The 18,484-nt window shown below is 38.7% G+C and carries 6 protein-coding genes; all 6 read left to right on the top strand.

The genetic code is table 11. From position 1 onward, the window contains the following. Positions 1-214: 214 nt before the first annotated feature. On the top strand, positions 215-628 hold the full coding sequence (locus ABDZ97_RS12995; RefSeq protein ID WP_343788358.1) for a hypothetical protein: 414 nt from the start codon (positions 215-217) through the stop codon (positions 626-628). A gap of 23 nt (positions 629-651) precedes the next feature. Then, positions 652-2,508 carry a DNRLRE domain-containing protein gene (locus tag ABDZ97_RS12990; RefSeq protein WP_343788356.1) on the top strand — a complete coding sequence of 619 codons (1,857 nt, stop codon included), beginning with the start codon at positions 652-654 and terminating at the stop codon, positions 2,506-2,508. A 7-nt stretch (positions 2,509-2,515) separates the two neighbouring features. Further along, positions 2,516-8,557 carry a hypothetical protein gene (locus ABDZ97_RS12985; RefSeq protein WP_343788354.1) on the top strand — a complete coding sequence of 2,014 codons (6,042 nt, stop codon included), beginning with the start codon at positions 2,516-2,518 and terminating at the stop codon, positions 8,555-8,557. Positions 8,558-8,576: 19 nt separating this feature from the next. Beyond that, positions 8,577-16,343 carry an RHS repeat domain-containing protein gene (locus tag ABDZ97_RS12980; RefSeq protein ID WP_343788352.1) on the top strand — a complete coding sequence of 2,589 codons (7,767 nt, stop codon included), beginning with the start codon at positions 8,577-8,579 and terminating at the stop codon, positions 16,341-16,343. Positions 16,344-16,357: 14 nt separating this feature from the next. Continuing rightward, complete coding sequence (locus tag ABDZ97_RS12975) at positions 16,358-17,335, top strand: hypothetical protein (RefSeq protein WP_343788350.1); 978 nt, start codon at positions 16,358-16,360, stop codon at positions 17,333-17,335. A 392-nt stretch (positions 17,336-17,727) separates the two neighbouring features. After that, on the top strand, positions 17,728-18,484 hold a 757-nt coding region (locus ABDZ97_RS12970; RefSeq protein WP_343788348.1), incomplete at its 3' end, for a hypothetical protein.

Below are 18,484 nucleotides of genomic sequence, written 5' to 3'. Positions count from 1 at the left end.
ATATGATAAGTAATTAGGTGTTAGAATTATACGGGGAAGCCTTGCAGCTTGTTAAATTCCTGATAAAAATTATTCATACTTTTTTGTTAATAAAAGCTTGTTGGAACCGGATTTTAGGATTAGTTTCGCCGCCGAAAAGCAAAAACTAACTGGAAAAACCTTGTAAAACCATCCCTAATCTTTAGCGAAAACAAAGTTTAATCAAATCTATATCATGAAAAACTACATTTTTATTCTCTTGATAAGTCTATTGGCAATCTTAAAAGTAAACGAGGTTACCGCTCAAATGGACAGTGTATCCGTCTTAATTTATGAAGAAGGAGATGTTACCTCCCCTTTGGATTCTACACAGACGATCCCCTTACTGAAACTGAGTTTATACGTAGCGGATTACGATTTTTTCGGAGAACTGTTTGTGGAAGTATTGGAGAAAACAAGTCAGCAACCCATTTACCGGGTAAAGTATGACCTGACACGCCTGGAAACGGAAGCGGTTAGTTTTACAGATAATCAATTTATCCTGGACTTTATCCCTTTCATGAATGAAGTTGATTATACCATACATGTACGGGTGAAAGATTACTTATTGAATCCGGAGGTGTTCAGCACGTTTGAATTTATCCATTAACTGCTAATACTAAGAAGTATATTATGCTTATTCATCAAAACTATTTGCCTGTATCAGGACGATCTACTTATGTCATAGTTCTAGTGGCTTTGTTATTTTCAATCCGACTGACTTCGGCACAGACTTCGGCTTCATTTACTCCTTCAGATGATGTGTATACTATATCCATAGTTCCAACGGGTAACTATGGAACAACAACGATATTAAGTATCTTTAAAATATCGGAGGGGTCTGTGTATACTAAAAGTTTATTGAGATTTGATTTATCTTCTATCCCTGATAATGCCATTATTACTTCTGCAGAATTAAAAATGGAATTCCGAACCGGAATTCCTTCCAGTTTTTTATTTCAGCAATTGACAGAAGATTGGAGTGAATCAACGGTTACATGGAATACCATACCTACAGAAACTACACAATATGAATTTACGGAAACACCAACCGTAAGTAATTGGTCCTGGGATACGAATGTTAAGTTTCATCATTTCGATGACCTGAATTTAACTACTATGGTACAACGTTGGGTCAACTACCCAAATCTAAACTATGGGTTCATTATTGATCGTGATCCTGCAGTTCAGATGGATTACGAAAATTCTTATCAATCAAAAGAGGCAGGGATCTCTTATATCGAGTTGTATCCTGGAGGACCGATATTGGCTCTTGATCACAAACCAAAGCTTATTGTACAATACGTATTGCCGATTGAAATCGATTTGGTATCTGTAACCCATGCTTCAACGACGAGTTCAGGAGACGGCTCAATTACGGCTACTACCAGTGGGGGTAATGGTTCATATACGTATCAGTGGTTTAACAGCTCAGGCAATGCTATCGGAACGAATTCTCCGACGATAAGTGGATTGAATTACGGTTGGTACGGTGTAAAGGTGACAGATGGTCTGGGCGTAGAGAGCTATATGTCTTTTATCGTTGGTGTGGAATGTGAGAAGGTGAGTATTACTTATAATCCGGGATCTGATTATGTAGATGATGCGTATATCTCGAACCTCCGGCAAACACTTAATCTGTATCCTTCTCCAGTGTATAGTGATTATATTGATCATAACTATGGGGGGGCATCTTCTCTTACAATTAGCAGAGGTCAATCTTCAATAACTCAGTACGGAGAAGTGCACAACAGTTATAATACAAAGGCATTAGTAAGATTTAATTTGTTTCTTGATCCTGATTTTACTATTAGTAAGTCTAATTTAAAGTTACAGGTTATATCTAATTCAGGGTCAGGTAATACACCGTTTTTAAAGTTAATAACTGAACAATGGCAGGAGAATGTAGTTACTTACAATCATCAACCAGTGCATAACAATACCATTCAGAAATCAACAAACATTACGTCAACGGGGTTAAAAACAATTGATACCAAAGCATTTTGGGAATACTGGCAGGGTAATCCCAATTACGGATACTTTATAGACTTACAGTATCCCAGCTCATCCGGTTCAAGAAATGTTGCAATCAGCTCGTCGGAGAATGGAACACCAGCTCAACGCCCACAAATAGAATTTGAGGTGAGTTTAGAGTGTCCGAAACCGGTTACCTTAAAGGAGCGTTTAAATGGAGAGCTGTATCTGATGTACAGACCGGTACTATTTTTTCATTTTGATGAATTGCAAGATGCAGAAACCGGGGAGCAGTTGAAGTTTGAAATACGTGATAACACAAATACTGTTATCGCTTCATCTGATCATTTTGGAGCTCCGGTTGGAGTTAATACAGCCCTTCCTCACCGAACACATGGAAACTACCATACATTGTTTCTTTCCGGTTTAAATATTCCGGCAGATGTTGTACATACGTTAATCGTGTACTCCATAAATGGAAAAAAACGCTACTTAAATTTCAAGAAAGTTAATTAAAGTCATTATGATACAGCAAATTCGCAAACATCCGATATCGAAAGTACTTAGTATATTTTTGATTTATTGTCTATTGCTTCCGATTGTACTTATTCAACAACCGGTATATGGTCAGGCAGGACCTTCCCAGAGTGAAACAACCGGATTTACTCTGGGATCTACGTCCGGTATGGTAGATGAATTTACCGGAGATTTTTCGTATTCGATTCCCTTGTTGGATGTAGATGGGTATCCGATTACGATTTCTTATAACTCAAATGTAACGATGTTCCAGGATGCTTCCTGGGTGGGGTTGGGCTGGGATCTTAATGTGGGGTCTGTTTCAAGAGATATGCGAGGTATTCCTGACGATTTTAACGGAGAAGATAAAGTTCAACGATCCATTGGTATGAAGGATTATGAGACGAAAGGTTCGAAAAATGGAGGAGGATTAGGAACGATACTCGGAGGAGGAATGAGAATAGGTTTAAGTGCCGTTTACGGAACCTACATGAACTCGTATAATGGTAAAGGAACTACGTGGGATTTTGGAGTTAACAGTTCCGTTAACGTAGCAAATTTAATCAGTTTTAATTGGGGGGTTGGTTTTTCTATGGACTCTCAGAATGGAGTGGGTAGAAATAATAGTATAGGGCTAGGCAATTGGTCTTTGTCTCAACAATTTAACAGTAGACAAGGATTATATTCTACAACACTTGGGAGAAATTTGGGTATTCCAATTCTAAAATCAAATTCATTTAATGCATCGATATCGACTAATATGTCTGCGACTTATTCCTTGGGGACGCCAACTTCAGTCCCTCGGTATCAGTTGCCTAGATTCGGAGAGAACGAATCTACAACTACTAATGTTAATGCTCTGTTATCTTTTTCTTCTTTTCATTTATCAACTACATATACGAATGTGCAATATGAATTAGCAGATCGCTACAAGCATAAAAATCAAACCTTAAATCTACCCGCTTATGGATATTATCACTTGGGAAAAGGTCAGAATAAGGCGAAGAGTAACCTTGGAATAATGGATTTTAACAGGGAGAATGATTCTGAATTCTCAGAAGAAATGGCAAACCTTACTTTTTCAGCACCGACTTATGATTTTTTTAATGTGTCCGCTATGGGGATCGGAGGTAGTGTGAGAGGATACAGAAATGATATCGGAACATTTTCGGATCCTACCATTAGAATAGAAAACCAAGGAACAAATGAAAATCATAACATATATGTTGGTTATGCGGTTCCTGTTGGCTTTTCAGTAGGTTACGCCTACTCAAAAGGCGATGTTACATCAGAAGGAAGTTCTGGGAGGTGGGAAAATTTTTCTGAAAGAATTTTGAGATGGAATCACCAAGAAAAAGACGGAATTGAGAAAAATGTGTTTTTTAAAGCTGTTGGGGAAAAAACACCACGGAATATGCAGCTATGGAATGCGATGGGAGGAAGCACTCCTTCATCAGAATCTTTTCTAGCTATAGGTGGAAATATTATGGTTGATCCGTCTTCAACTATTCGAGGTAATTATATGAATTTCCTAGCTGCTCCGAAGGAAAGGGAAGTACGTGCAAATTACTATCGCCCCATGACCGGGCAGGTCTATTTTGAACGTTCTCCATTAAACGAAAGAATAAACTATTTTATACCTGATCAATGGATGAATCCTTCCGTTCAAGAAATTCCCCGTGTTGGAGGAGTCAGAAAAGGACATCATATATCTGCTATAGAAGCTGTTTCCGAGAACGGTATTAATTACCATTTTGATATTCCTGTATATAATATTGAGCAGTCAGAAATTGTTTTTAATGCAAGTGGATTATCAGGAAATCAGAATTTTAATACCTCGACATCTTCTGGTAATATTGTTTACTCATCTCAGGATAATTCTTGGAATAATAATCGGGGAAGAAATGGATTTTATGAAAAAACAAAAACTCCTGGGTATGCACATTCTTACCTGTTGTCCTTGATGACTTCTTCCGATTATATTGACAGAACGGGGAATGGGCCTACTACAGATGACTTCGGGAATTACTATAAATTTAATTATACTAGAATATATAGTGAGAACTCTCCTTATAAGTGGCGATTTCCATATGAGACAAATAGCGCTAAATTGAATCAGGGGCATTTATCAACACCATTTGATGATATAGCAACTTATTCATACGGTGAAAAGGAAATTTGGTATGCAAGATCGATAGAGACAAAAAATTATATCGTAGAGTTTCATTTGAATGATCCTTCAAATAATCCTAGAAAAGATGGGTACGGAGTTAATGGTGAAAACGGAGGGCTTAATGCTAATCAACCACTACGTTATCTTGAAAAAGTAGTATTGTACAACCGAAATGACAGGATTAAAAACGGTATGAATGCTATTCCTGTAAAAGTGGTTAGTTTCAAATATGATTATTCTTTATGTAAGGGAACTCCTTCGAATAGTAATACATCCAATGGTATTTCATCCAATTCAGGGAAATTAACGCTGAAGTCAATCCATTTTTCTGGGGGAAATTCAGAATTAGGGAAATTAGCTCCCTATGAGTTTACTTATGAAGCGGGTAATTCTTTCGACAATCCCGACTTTAGTTACTTAAATGTAGATCGTTGGGGGATGTTTAAGAAAAATGATACCTGGAATAATAATATTGACTATCCGGAAGCTTCTCAAGATGATGTTTGGGTTAATGAATACGCTCAAGCATGGAAATTAAAGTCTGTACGCACGCCTTCTAATGGAACTATTTCAGTTGCTTATGAAGCAGATCGTTTCGCTCATACGCAAGATAAAGAAGTTATGCGAATGATTAGGGTAAAAGGGATGACTAATGTGGAAGATTTTATTTTGAATGGAGCTTCCAATATGTCGAACCAACTAGTCGACAGTGGAGATAAAAAGAATCCAAACATTGTTGTATTCTTTGAATTAGATGAACCTTTGACAGGGAGTCAGCAGGACCAAATCGAAAAATTGAAAAAGGAGTATCTGAAAACAGAAAAAGGAGCTATTTTGAAAGAACTCTTTTTTCAGTTCAGAGTTATGATTCATCCGACGAACACTGAAAGTTATGAAAATATCATAGGTTTTTCAAATATATTAAGTGATGCTGTAAATTTGAAACACAATGATATAACTAAGCCTGCTGTCGGTGTTGTGAATCATGGAGGGGAGCAGTTGGGCTATCTATGTCTTCGCCCAGTGGATATAAAAGATAAAGAAGGTAGTTCGGGTTACATGGTGAACCCCATACAAAAAACTGCCTGGCAATATGCACGTCTTAGTATTCCGGATGTAGTATATGGAAACTGTACGTTCAATTGGTCCAACCCACAAGTAACGGATTGTGATTATTCGAACGATATTGATGCAAAGGTAGCTTTTGGAAAAGACATTAATAAAGCATTAAATGAAGAGAAATATTGTCGATATATAGATTTGTCCAACAGTTTTATTCGAACGTATGATCCTCGTGGATATAAATACGGAGGTAATGCGAGAGTAAAATCAATTACATATTCAGACAACTGGAATGAGATGTCTACTGAAGAGAAGAGTAGTTATACCTGGGAATATCAGTATGAACATTGGGTCACAGGACCAACAGGAAGAGATGTATTGACCTATACAGGAGTGGCTGCCTACGAACCTATCATTGGAAAAACAGTAAATCCTTTCTATACTTGGTCAACATACAAGAACGAAATCAAGCAATTTCCCGATGATACGCGCTATAATACAGAACCAATAGGAGAATTATTATTCCCGGCTCCAATAGTTGGCTACTCAAAAGTAAAAGTGAAATTTGGAGAAATAAACAATGTTACTCAGAACGCTGTTGGTGAATCAGTTACGGAGTTTCATACGGCAAAAGATTTCCCTACTATTGTTGAAAGAACTAGAGTAGATAGAGGGGCACGTGTCAAGAAAAATAATATTTTTACTTCCAAAGAAACACGTTTAAATGGTCTGGCTCAGGGGTATCTGGTTGTGACAAATGATTTTCATGGGAAAGTAAAAGCCAGTAGGATAGTTGACAGGGATCGAAATCAGGTTCAAAAAAGTACGTACCATTATTCTTCAGATAATAGTGTAAAAACTTTGGATAGAGACGGAACTCTCAGAAATGAGACTATCGCTACGGAATATGACATATACTCTGACGCACGCTATGTTGAAAATGAATCGAATATGTTTGCATATGGTGGAGGGGCAATTGTTACTTATGTACCTCCATTCATTTTTTCACTATCTCTACCTTTTGATATTTCAAGTGCAAAGACAAGAAAAGGGTTTTACGTACATACCTTCACGAAACACTTGAATCGTAACGCAGTATTAGAGCGTGTTGAAACAACTTATCTCGGCTCAAAAAACAGTGCGGAAAATCTTGTTCGGGATAGATACTCCGGAGAGGTGATAGTTTCCTCTCTTAACGATGAGTTCAATGATAAGTTGTATGCAGTGTCGTATCCCGCACATTGGTACTATCCGAATTTACAAAACAGATATATTAGTGAAGACTTTGAATTAGAGAATGTTCTGTTGAATAACGGGGAGTTAAGTTTTGGAGGTTCCAATCAACCTTCTTTAGTGTCGGGTGATGTGGTATTGATTAACAGAAACGGACTGATAAAAGAGGCATGGGCATTAACGGGAGGAGAAGGAGGTTCTCTTATTCAGCTTGACGGAAGTCGATTTAATACAGTGGTTGAACAGGTTGATGTGCAGTTGTTTAAATCGGGAAGGCAAAATCGCATTACTGAAAAGATGATGCAGGTTACAACAAAGAGCAATCCTGTAAATGGAAGTGAATTTATTTTCCCGAAAAAAGATATTCTTTCTGTGAGTGCGGTAGAATATGATTTTAACTATAATATTCCTTGTTTTGAAAAACATAATGACAAAATAGTCGATAAACCTGGGGATTATGATTTTGTTCCGGGAACAGGTCAAAAGGTAAACCCTTTTGTACGAGGACTAATGGGAACCCCATATATCATTAATCAACTTGCTTTTCAATCAGAGAGAGAAGTTGAGACAGACGGAATCCGTAAAGATGCAGAGTTACTCAACTATAAACCTTTTTATGGGTTGAATGGTGGAAAATGGTTTAAAATTTATGAAAACGGACACCCTGACTATGTGGCATCAGAAGATTATCAGGAATGGCGTGAATTACAGCAATTGGATAAGTTTGATGAATTTGCTAAGGCTCAGGAGGCTATAGATCCTCTTGGGGTAAGCGCTTCAGTTTTATATGGATACAATAAAAAGCAGAAAATGCTTCCAATAGCTCAAGCTGTTAATGCAAAATCAAATCAGATTGTATTTGAGAGTTTCGATGATAATATTTACGCTCCGTCTTCTTTTCCGGTTATAACTGCCTTTTCCCATTTTGATTTTTTAGAAGAGGGATCTTCAGGGGTATCTATAACAAAAGAAACCAGACATTCAGGAGTCAACTCTTTAAAAATAGCACCGGGAAAAAGAGCAACTGTTAGAAGAATCTCGTCGGTGTCATGTAGTACACTTGCTGATGATCGCACGGTTACAGGTGAATATGTTCCTGAAGAGTGTGATTGTATTCAACAATTTTCGCCTCTTCCCGGAGAATATGTACTGAGTACATGGGTAAAAAAGAATGCGCCGGAAATTTCTTATTCTAATGTTTCAGTAACAGTAGGTGTTGGGGGAACTGTTTACACTCTAACACCAACAGGACCTATATTAGAGGGATGGCAGAGAGTTGAAGGACGTTTTATGATTCCTGCTCAACAAACGGCTGTAACGGTCTCGGTTAGTAACACTAGTTCAACAGATCTGTTTATAGATGATTTCAGGATTCATCCGGTTCAATCTGAGATGAGTACAACGGTCTATGATCCTGATAATTTGCTTCCGATAGCCACACACGATGGAAACAATTTTACGACGTTCTACAATTATGATGAAAATAATCAATTGGTTCGGGTACGTGTAGAAACGATAGAAGGAATTAAAACCATATCGGAAACACAAACGGGGATTCGCAAACGATACACAGGAAACTAACCGCTCAATACAAGAAAAAATGAAACGATTAAGACAGTATAGTATATTGCTTTTGCTCCTGATGATTCTTTCTGTTGGATACGGACAAACAGAAGTATATACGAATCAGCTTACAGGGGTGTTAACTCCGGGAGAAGTGTGTGTGTCGCAGGATGAGAAGTATAATTTTATGGAATCAAACCCTACTTCCTGGACTTCATCCTTTAAAAACCTTGCGGTTGAAAATAAAGTAAGTTTACAATATGACCCTACAGTCGAGCTTACTGGTGGAGTATATGAAAATACAACGGTTGGTGTGAATATTACATGGAAAGATGAGAATTTTGTTTCACATACCAGACAGGAAACATTAGAAATCGAATATGATCCAAATGGAGCAATTGTAGTTACTGATCGGTCAACCTATTTTTTTACTGGGGGTCATGAAGTAGAGCTGAAAATTGTAAGTTTAGGTGGCAATATGCCTAATGCTTCCGTAATTCTTAAAAATGAGATTACTGTGGAGAGAGGGTATCTGTTTTCCGGGATGGTTCCTCTAGGGATAGGAATAGATGCAACCAGTGAAACGGATTACGTCACTTTTTACTGGACGGCTGTTACTGGAGCAACTCATTATGAGTTGGAATTTGTACATATTAATGATTATACAGAAACAGAAAACGTATTTAAAAATCCATCGTTACTTACGTACGATTTTTATCGAAATTCTACACGTGTTGAGGTGTTTGGGACAACATACAGAATCCCCAAATTATTTGATCATGGCTACCTTATTTTTCGTTTACGTGGAGTAGGTCGTCAGGGTATTAACTACGAGCATCGTAAGGAAGGAGCATGGAGCGCTTCGGAAAGTGGTATTATTTCCAGTTTTCCATCTGAGTATAAGTTGGTAATAACTTCAGAAGTAGAAGGGGGTAAAAAAAACTGGGTTCACTCCGTTGGATATACGGAGGAAGGTAAACGTTTTGAGAGTGTTGGATTTGCCGACGGATTAGGTAGGGGAAGACAGCAAATAGCCCGAAATACAGAAACAGCACAAGCTATTGTATCCAATGTGTATTATGATTATCATGGTCGTCCTGTGGTCAGTGATTTGGGTACTCCGGTGGACGGAGAAAGTCTTGCGTATTACGAATCGTTCAACCGTCCCGAAAGTAATCCGTTAGTGAATTATGGTCCGGCATTTTTTGATAAAGATGCAGACCCTATGATTGCGTGTATTCCGCAAAGTGAAGGATTTTCCCAAAACTATGGATCGGGACAATACTATTCAGTCAATAATCCGGATAAAGAGCGGGAAAATGCCTATATACCGGATGCGAAAGGATTCCCCTTTGCACGAATTCAATATATGCCGGATCAGACAGGACGTATAAAAAGAGCAGGAGCTTATGGAGAAGAATTCCAGATTGGTAGTGGTCATGAAACAGAGTTTTTCTACGTGATTCCATCTCAGGAAGAATTAAATCTTCTTTTTGGTACAGATGTAGGGATCAATACGCATTACCAGAAGCGTGTAATGCGCGATGCAAACGGTCAGCACTATGTTGAATATTATGACATGGCGGGACGTGTTATTGCGAGTGCTCTATTGGGCAATAAACCAACAAATTTGCTTGTTATTAATGATGTAGGAGCTGTGTCGATGACTGTTAATATGATTAATGGAATAGATGAAAATAATCCTCCCGTTGATGGAGTAAGTCAGGAAGTTCAACATATCTTTTTCGATACGGATGCAGAAGTAGCCTTTAATTATGGATTTACTCCCGGGCACTTTTCCTCCTTTTGTCAGGAAAGCGAACTTTGCTTTGATTGCGTTTACGAATTGACTTTGACGGTGAAGGATGATTGTGGGGAGATTGTACTTTCTGAACAACGTTTCGTTAATGGGAGTGAGTTGGAAAATTTACAGTCCTATACATTGGATGAATCCTGTTCTACTGCTTCTGCTGATTACGTTTTTACAGATCCATTTATTGTTGAAACCGGAGTTTATGTTATTTCTAAGGAATTACGTATTGCGACAGAAGTTATTCCGGACTACTGGTGTATGGAGGTTAATTCTGAAAATTGTACGACCAGTTACTTTGATTTTTTCAATGGCTTGTATAACAATGCTGTATTTGACGTTTGTGAACAAGTCTTTGAACCTGCGCCTTTTAATCCGGCTGGAGCAAGTTGTGATGATTTCCTTGCTATTATGAACATGGATGTGAGTCCGAATGGGCAATATGGGCAATATCAGCAATGGTCAGGTGGTGTATATACAATGAATCCATCACTTTTTGATTTATCAGTATTTAATACATCTAATTCACTCTCCGGGAATTGGAAAGATAACACTATTGTATATATGGAAGAAGATGGTGTTACACCATCTTATATCACTGTATTTGATGATGGTAATGGAGGGTATACACCACAAGTCAGTAATCCTGCATTAATTACTACAAATGGATTTGGGCAAACCGTAACTGTACCTCAAAATCTGTTGAATTTTGAAGATTTCATCTCGGAATGGAAGTCTTCATGGGCCAATGCGTTAGTTGTGTTTCATCCAGAATACTGTTATTACACGTTTTGTACTTCTCAGCAGGCTTCACATGATTATGATCATGCCATGCGTTCTGTAATTGAACAGAAAGATGCATGTGGTGATCACTGGTACAACCCGCTTAATCTTACTTCGGCGGATCCATTGAGTTTCTTTCCGAATAACTTTCTGAGAAAGCGTTTAGAATTTACGAATGTGCATTTGGGAATTGATTGTACATCCGGGAACCCAGTAATAGATCCCTTCTTTCAAACTTATCCGGGATCTGTTTATTATAGTGATATGTTATCAGACCTCCAGAATTATACTCAAAACCAATATGGAGATCCCTACACGATTACAGAAATAGCAATATGGTCAGTTGTTTTTCCAAATGAATCATTAGATAATCCGTGGACAATACGTCTTATTACGGAATATAAAGGAGAAGATTTCTGTCTTAATGACCAGATCTGGTTAAATTATGTCTCTATGTACCAGGCAATAAAGAAGAAGTACTATTACCTGGCCGAACAACAGTATGCGCTGGATAATGGCTGTTACAATGGCTGTATTGGTAATCCGACATTTTCTCCGACTGCTGTTATTGATCATGCAGGTGGGACATACAACTCTCTGAAGACTGATCCTCAGCCCTGTAATACGCCAGGAGACTACAGTTCGAAGCACCCTCGTTTCCAAAGTTCGTTGATGTTGCCTAATCTTTTACAGGATGGATCATCTCTTTATACAGATTTGCAAAGTCAGGTTGATGATGCAATGGAACAAATGTGTGTACAATTGGTGAGTGACTGGACAGGTCAACTCAGTTTATGTGGTTTTACAAGTTCACAACTTAGTCAGGTTGAAACAGAGTTGTCTGATTTGTGTAATTCACTTTCTGCTGTAAACAATAATCAGTTTGTAACACTCGATTTTTATGGTGAAGTACATACTATTCTAACGAATGTTCTTGGGAGTGGATACGAAACCAATTTATGTAGTCCGTTACTACTTACCAAACCTGAGATTCCGTCAACAGGAACAAATGACATGACACTTGATGATTGTGGATGTGATAAGCTGATGACAGCTCGTTATGAGTGGCAACAGAATCCTTTGCAATATGCTAACAAGGAAGAAGTATTGTATGATTTATATGGTATCCGAATTCCGGATATCGATGATATGTTATGTGCTTGCGATAAAGCATTTGGAGCTGGATGGACTCCCGGAGCGGTATGGTCAGGTTTACAAATGGTTAATCTTGAAAATGAAGAACAGGTTGCACCAGGAAATCTGGCATGTACGAGATGTATAGGGTGTACTGAGTTTGATGCGGCAGCTTCAGTTTTTGCTTCCAGATTTACAGGAATAACTGAAAATTCTGTGAATTACGGTAAATTACTTACTCATTTTATGAATGATCGTTTTAAGCTTGCATTACAATATGGGAATTATAGAGAGTTTGCGGAAGCTTGTAATACTACGGTTACAGAGCCGGAATGCGAACTATCAGAAGAAGCGGAGGCACTTACGGCGGTGTTAGATCTCATCGCCCGACGCGGACAGTTGAGCTTATCGCCTTCGACTACTATTGACTTGATACAGGAAAATGTAGTGTATGCCCAGACATACGGAAAGCTGGAAACACCATCTCTTTATCAGAGATTTAGTATTCAACCTGGAGCATTGGCAGGAGAGCTAATTCTACATTTCGAAGACCCTCAACTCCAGACAAGCTGTAATCTTACATTGCAGTTTCCTGAAGACAACTCGTTTGGAATTGAGCAGGTAATTGGATTTGCAAACCTTCAACCTCTGGGAGATGGTTGTACGGATGATCGTGATTTTACGATTCAGGTGTACTATGTGGATTGTGGTCAGATTGCTGTCAGTACGATTACTGGAAATTCAGGATGTGTTTCTTTATTAAGTTGTGTTTGCGATCCGTCCACAGCTCAACTTTGCAATACTACACCCATTCTTTCTCTTGAAGACATGCCCTGGCAGGAAGCTTGCTATGAGCCGGATCTGGGAATGTTAATCTATCAGGCAACTCAGGCTTATGAACAGCATGTGGAAGAACAGCGTATTGCTTTCTACGAGCAATACATGGCAACCTGTTCACAGGCATTTGAAACAGAAGTGATGGAGTACTCTGCGCCCTTTAATAGCTATCAACACACTTTGTTCTATTACGATCAGGCAGGTAATCTTGTACAAACGGTAGCTCCCGAAGGACGCGATCGAAACTTTATTCAGAACGATGCCACGACGCAGTCTGATGTAAATACGGCCCGACTGGCGGGAACGCCTCGTGTTGTTCCGGATCATACGTTTATAACTTCGTATGGATATAACAGTTACAATCAGTTGGTAACCACAACCAACCCGGATCAGGAAGGAGACACCCGATTCTGGTATGATTTCTACGGACGTATTGCGGCTTCACAGAATCCGCATCAGGCAAGCTTGGGGTATCTGAGTTATACGTTATATGATAAAATAGGACGACCTGTTGAAGTGGGACTCATTAAAAATAATCCCCCTGCTGAATCGATTCTTAAAGTGGATGATAAAGGAAGCGCATTTGAAAGTTGGGTAACTTCAAGTTATCGGATGGAAATTACCCGGACACAGTATGATAAACCTCTGAATTCTTATGTCGAGAGTAAGTTTGCGAACGGTCAACAGGAGCATCTGCGTATGCGTGTAGCTTCAGTGATGTATTATCCGGTTTATCAGTCGGAGATTGGGAAATACCAAAGTGCTGTACATTATTCGTATGATGTGCACGGGAATGTGAAAGAAGTGATTCAGGATATGCCATTGGATGGATTACCGACAGAGAATGTTTCTACGCAATATGAGTATGAGCTGCTGAGTGGAAACATGAAGAAAGTCCTGTACCAGGCAGAAAAAATCGATCAACATACGCAGACGTATACATACGATGCTTTGAACCGTTTGACGGAAGTGCACAGCAGTACGGATGCGATTCACTATCACCGGGAAGCGGGGTATAGCTATTACGACTACGGACCGTTGGCTCGCAAGGAAATCGGAAGTGCGCGGGTACAGGGACAAGACTTTATGTACACCATTAACGGTTGGCTGAAAGGGATGAACAGTAATATGCTGGACAAAAGTAAAGATCCCGGAAAAGACGGAACGGTTTACCCAACAGGACTATTTGCAGCACGTAACTTACGGGTGGCAAAGGATGTGGTAGGTTTTTCGCTCGGGTATTTTGACAGAGATTACGATCCAATAGGAGGCATACCGGCTGAAGCGACCTATATGGGAACTAATTTTGGTAATGGAGCTCCTGATCTTTTCAATGGTAATATCCGCCACATGGTCACGGCCATAGAGGGCATGGAGGTTCAGGGGTACGCATACCGGTATGATCAGCTGCAGCGACTCATAAAGGTAAACACCTACCGAAAAGAAGGACCTGATTTTGATTGGAATCACTCGTATGCAACGGAAGACTATGGTTCTCATTACAAGTACGATCGTAACGGAAATTTACTATCTTTAGAAAGAAATGGTTTTGGTTCCGAAGTAGATATGGATCGGTTTTCGTATGGTTATTATATATTGGGAGGTAAACGATCGAATCGATTGAGTTACGTTGTAGATGATGCCATAGACCATCCGGGGTATGATGATATTAAACCCGGTCAGGTTGCAGGGAATTACGTCTACAACAAGATCGGTGAGTTGACCGAAGACGCATCGGAGGGAATTCTTTTGGATTGGCGATTAGGGGATCATAAACTGTCAGGGATAAAACGAATGGATGCAGACAGCCCTGAACTAGAATTCTATTACAATCCATTTGGTCAACGGATCCTGAAGGTGGAGAAACCGCGCCAGGGCGGTAATGTTATCAATCCGTCGCAGTGGAAGTATACCTATTACAGTTATGATGCGAACGGACAGGTGATGGGGGTATATACTGCCAATCCGGATCAGCGCAATTACCAATTGGATGAGCGCCACTTGTACGGGGCAGAACGCTTGGGGATCAACGGAACACCTGTGAAGGTGATTGTCGATGGTAATTTAGAACCGTTTGCGCATAAGCGGGTAGACGTGGTACACACGGATCAACGTGGAAATAAACGGTATGAGTTGACCAACCATTTGGGGAACGTCCTTGCCGTCATAAACGACCGGAAAATGTGGAATGTTACGGATGGTGACTACGACCCTGTACTACTTTCATGGAGTGATTATTATGCGTTTGGTATGACCATGCCGGGTAGAAATGGGGGAGTGGATTACCGCTACCAGTTCAATGGGATGGAACACGATGGGGAACTGTCTGGGAATGGAAATAGTTATACTACCGAGTTCAGGCAATATGACCCGAGGTTGGGTAGGTGGAAGTCGTTGGATCCGTTGATGGCGGATTATCCTGAAATGAGTCCGTATACGGCGTTTAATAATAATCCTATATATTTTATCGACCCTGAAGGTTTGGAAGGTGGTCCAGCAAGGAAAAAGTTAGAATTACCTACTGAATTACCTCCGGATGACATATCTAATATTAATAGTGGAGGAGGTATTAGATATGGTGAATCGTTTGGTGAAAAAGTAGGTAATTGGATAAGGGTTCATGTACTGGCATTATTTAACAAAACTGTTCGAGAGAATTTAAATCAAGCGAAACAAAATGATCAGGTTACTTATATCAAGTTAGATAAAGACTCTCCAGCACTTAGATACGGAGGTGTTTTTGAGCAATCTGATGATGAAGATATTATTTTTTGGAAGTATTCGATAAGGGGGGGGGATGAGTCTTTGTCGCATATTGTTGATGATAAACATGAAAATATTACTCAAAATACCTTTAAAGAAAAAAAGTTAAGGATGACTCGTGCTAGAGATAAGTATCGAAACAAGAAGAATCGATCAAATAAGGTTAGATGGGGCTTTTCTTTTAGCTTAGAGACCAAGTCTCGTAAATTTCATTTTATTTCAATAGCAATAGGAAGAAACTGGAAAACACATAATATGATTTTTACACGACATAAAGAAGCTAGGAAATTTACCGATCGTTCCTTTACTCCTCTTTTTGGAATTAAGTGGAAAACAAAATTAGGAACATATAATTGGATTTATATTGGAAAAGCAATACGTTTAAGAAATGGTAGGACTAGTAACTGGGTATGGGATTTATCAAAAAAGAGAGCTACGAGTCGAAGTAAAAGACGTAAAGCAAGAAAAAGAAATTAAGAATATTGATAGGAATGAGGAGTAGTATAGTTACAGTAATTATTGTTTTTTTTTGTGTTTTTAATTTTGATGCACAAGTGATTAACGTTTCTGAGATAAGGGGTAATATAAGTTGTCGAACGAAAATAATATTATTAGGTGAAAATCATTCGGGGCGAGAGAGATACAATGTACTTGATCAATATATAGAAATACTAACTCAAAATGAAATTGATACTGTTTTTATAGAAATGCCATATAGTGAATATTTTGAAGCATCTATTGGTAAGAATGACTATCAGAAATTAAAATTGGACTCTTTTAAGAAATCAAATATTGTAATTATTCCAATTGATATTGAGAGTGATTTGTTAAATGCACTAAATGTAATTCGTGAGGTTTATTATGAGAATTTTTTGAGTGGATCTGAATATTATAGAGAGCATTCGGAAATTACTTATCAACTGTTTAAAACAAAAAAGTTAAATATTCCGTTTTTAATGGATTACTTGGGGCGAATTAGAACGCACATAACTCCTTTATTACTAAAGTATCAATCAGAATTTTTAACTTTAATTCAGAGTATTGAAGAGACATATATCAATTTTGAAGTATACGAATCAGGAAATTTAGATGATTCGATATTTCGAGATAGTCTCATGGCGTTGAAAATTAAAAGATATGTACAGGAGAATAGTCTACAAAAATGGGGAGGTTTTTTTGGTTCGATGCATATCTCTCAACCTGAGGATGGAATGTTTAAACTGGTAGATATTCAAAATAACATGATAAGTTTTCTTCTGAAAGAAGGTGTGTTATATGCTACAGGTCCTAATCAAAACTATTCGAGAATAATCTATGATTCCGTTAGAAAAATTGAACAGAGTAAGAAATTCGGAGTTCTTAATAATACATTTTTAGATGAATTCAAATGTGAATTGCGAAAGGTGAAAAAAGGAAACATTTTTTTCTTGAAAAAAAATAAAACATATTGGTGTGTGAGTAAAAAATAGGTAGTGTATTCGGTAGTGTCTCAAACTATCACCTGACGGTAAAAAATGTATGTAACTTCGGTAGTGTACCAGATTTATTGATGAATGAAATTTGTTTAATTAACCATTTGTTTTTCAGGTGGTAGAGGAGGTTTTAGCAAGAATAGTTCGATAAGGGGAATCATTAGATTGCCCTTTTTTCGTGTTTTATTCGACCTATTATTCAATAATTACGTACTACGTGTATCAGATTTATTGCTCGTATGATTTGTTGTAATTTTCCAATGAAAAAAAACGGAAGACTTTGAAGGGAATTCAACGTCATCTGTGTAAAGGATGTAGTAGGTTTTTCGCTCGGGTATTTTGACAGAGATTACGATCCAATAGGGGGCATACCGGCTGAAGCGACCTATATGGGAACTAATTTTGGTAATGGAGCTCCTGATCTTTTCAATGGTAATATCCGCCACATGGTCACGGCCATAGAGGGCATGGAGGTTCAGGGGTACGCATACCGGTATGATCAGCTGCAGCGACTCATAAAGGTAAATACCTACCGAAAAGAAGGGCCTGATTTTGATTGGAATCACTCGTATGCAACGGAAGACTATGGTTCTCATTACAAGTACGACCGTAACGGAAATTTACTATCTTTAGAAAGAAATGGTTTTGGTTCCGCAGTAGATATGGATCGGTTTTCGTATGGTTATTATATATTGGGAGGTAAACGATCGAATCGATTGAGTTACGTTGTAGATGATGCCATAGACCATCCGGGGTATGATGATATTAAACCCGGTCAGGTTGCAGGGAATTACACCTACAACAAGATTGGTGAGTTGACCGAAGACGCATCGGAGGGGATCCTTTTGGATTGGCGATTAGGGGATCATAAACTGTCAGGGATAAAACGAACGGATGCAGACAGCCCTGAACTAGAATTCTATTACAATCCATTTGGTCAACGGATCCTGAAGGTGGAGAAACCGCGTCAGGGCGGTAATGTTATCAATCCGTCGCAGTGGAAGTATACCTATTACAGTTATGATGCGAACGGACAGGTGATGGGGGTGTATACTGCCAATCCGGATCAGCGCAATTACCAATTGGATGAGCGCCACTTGTATGGGTCAGAACGCTTGGGGATCAATGGGACACCTGTGAAGGTGG

The sequence above is a fragment of the Wandonia haliotis genome, assembly GCF_039523435.1.
In the GTDB taxonomy this organism is placed as follows: Bacteria; Bacteroidota; Bacteroidia; order Flavobacteriales_D; family Crocinitomicaceae; genus Wandonia; species Wandonia haliotis.
The sequence above is the reverse complement of the archived record's forward strand: the minus strand, read 5'-3'. Positions and strand labels throughout refer to the sequence as shown.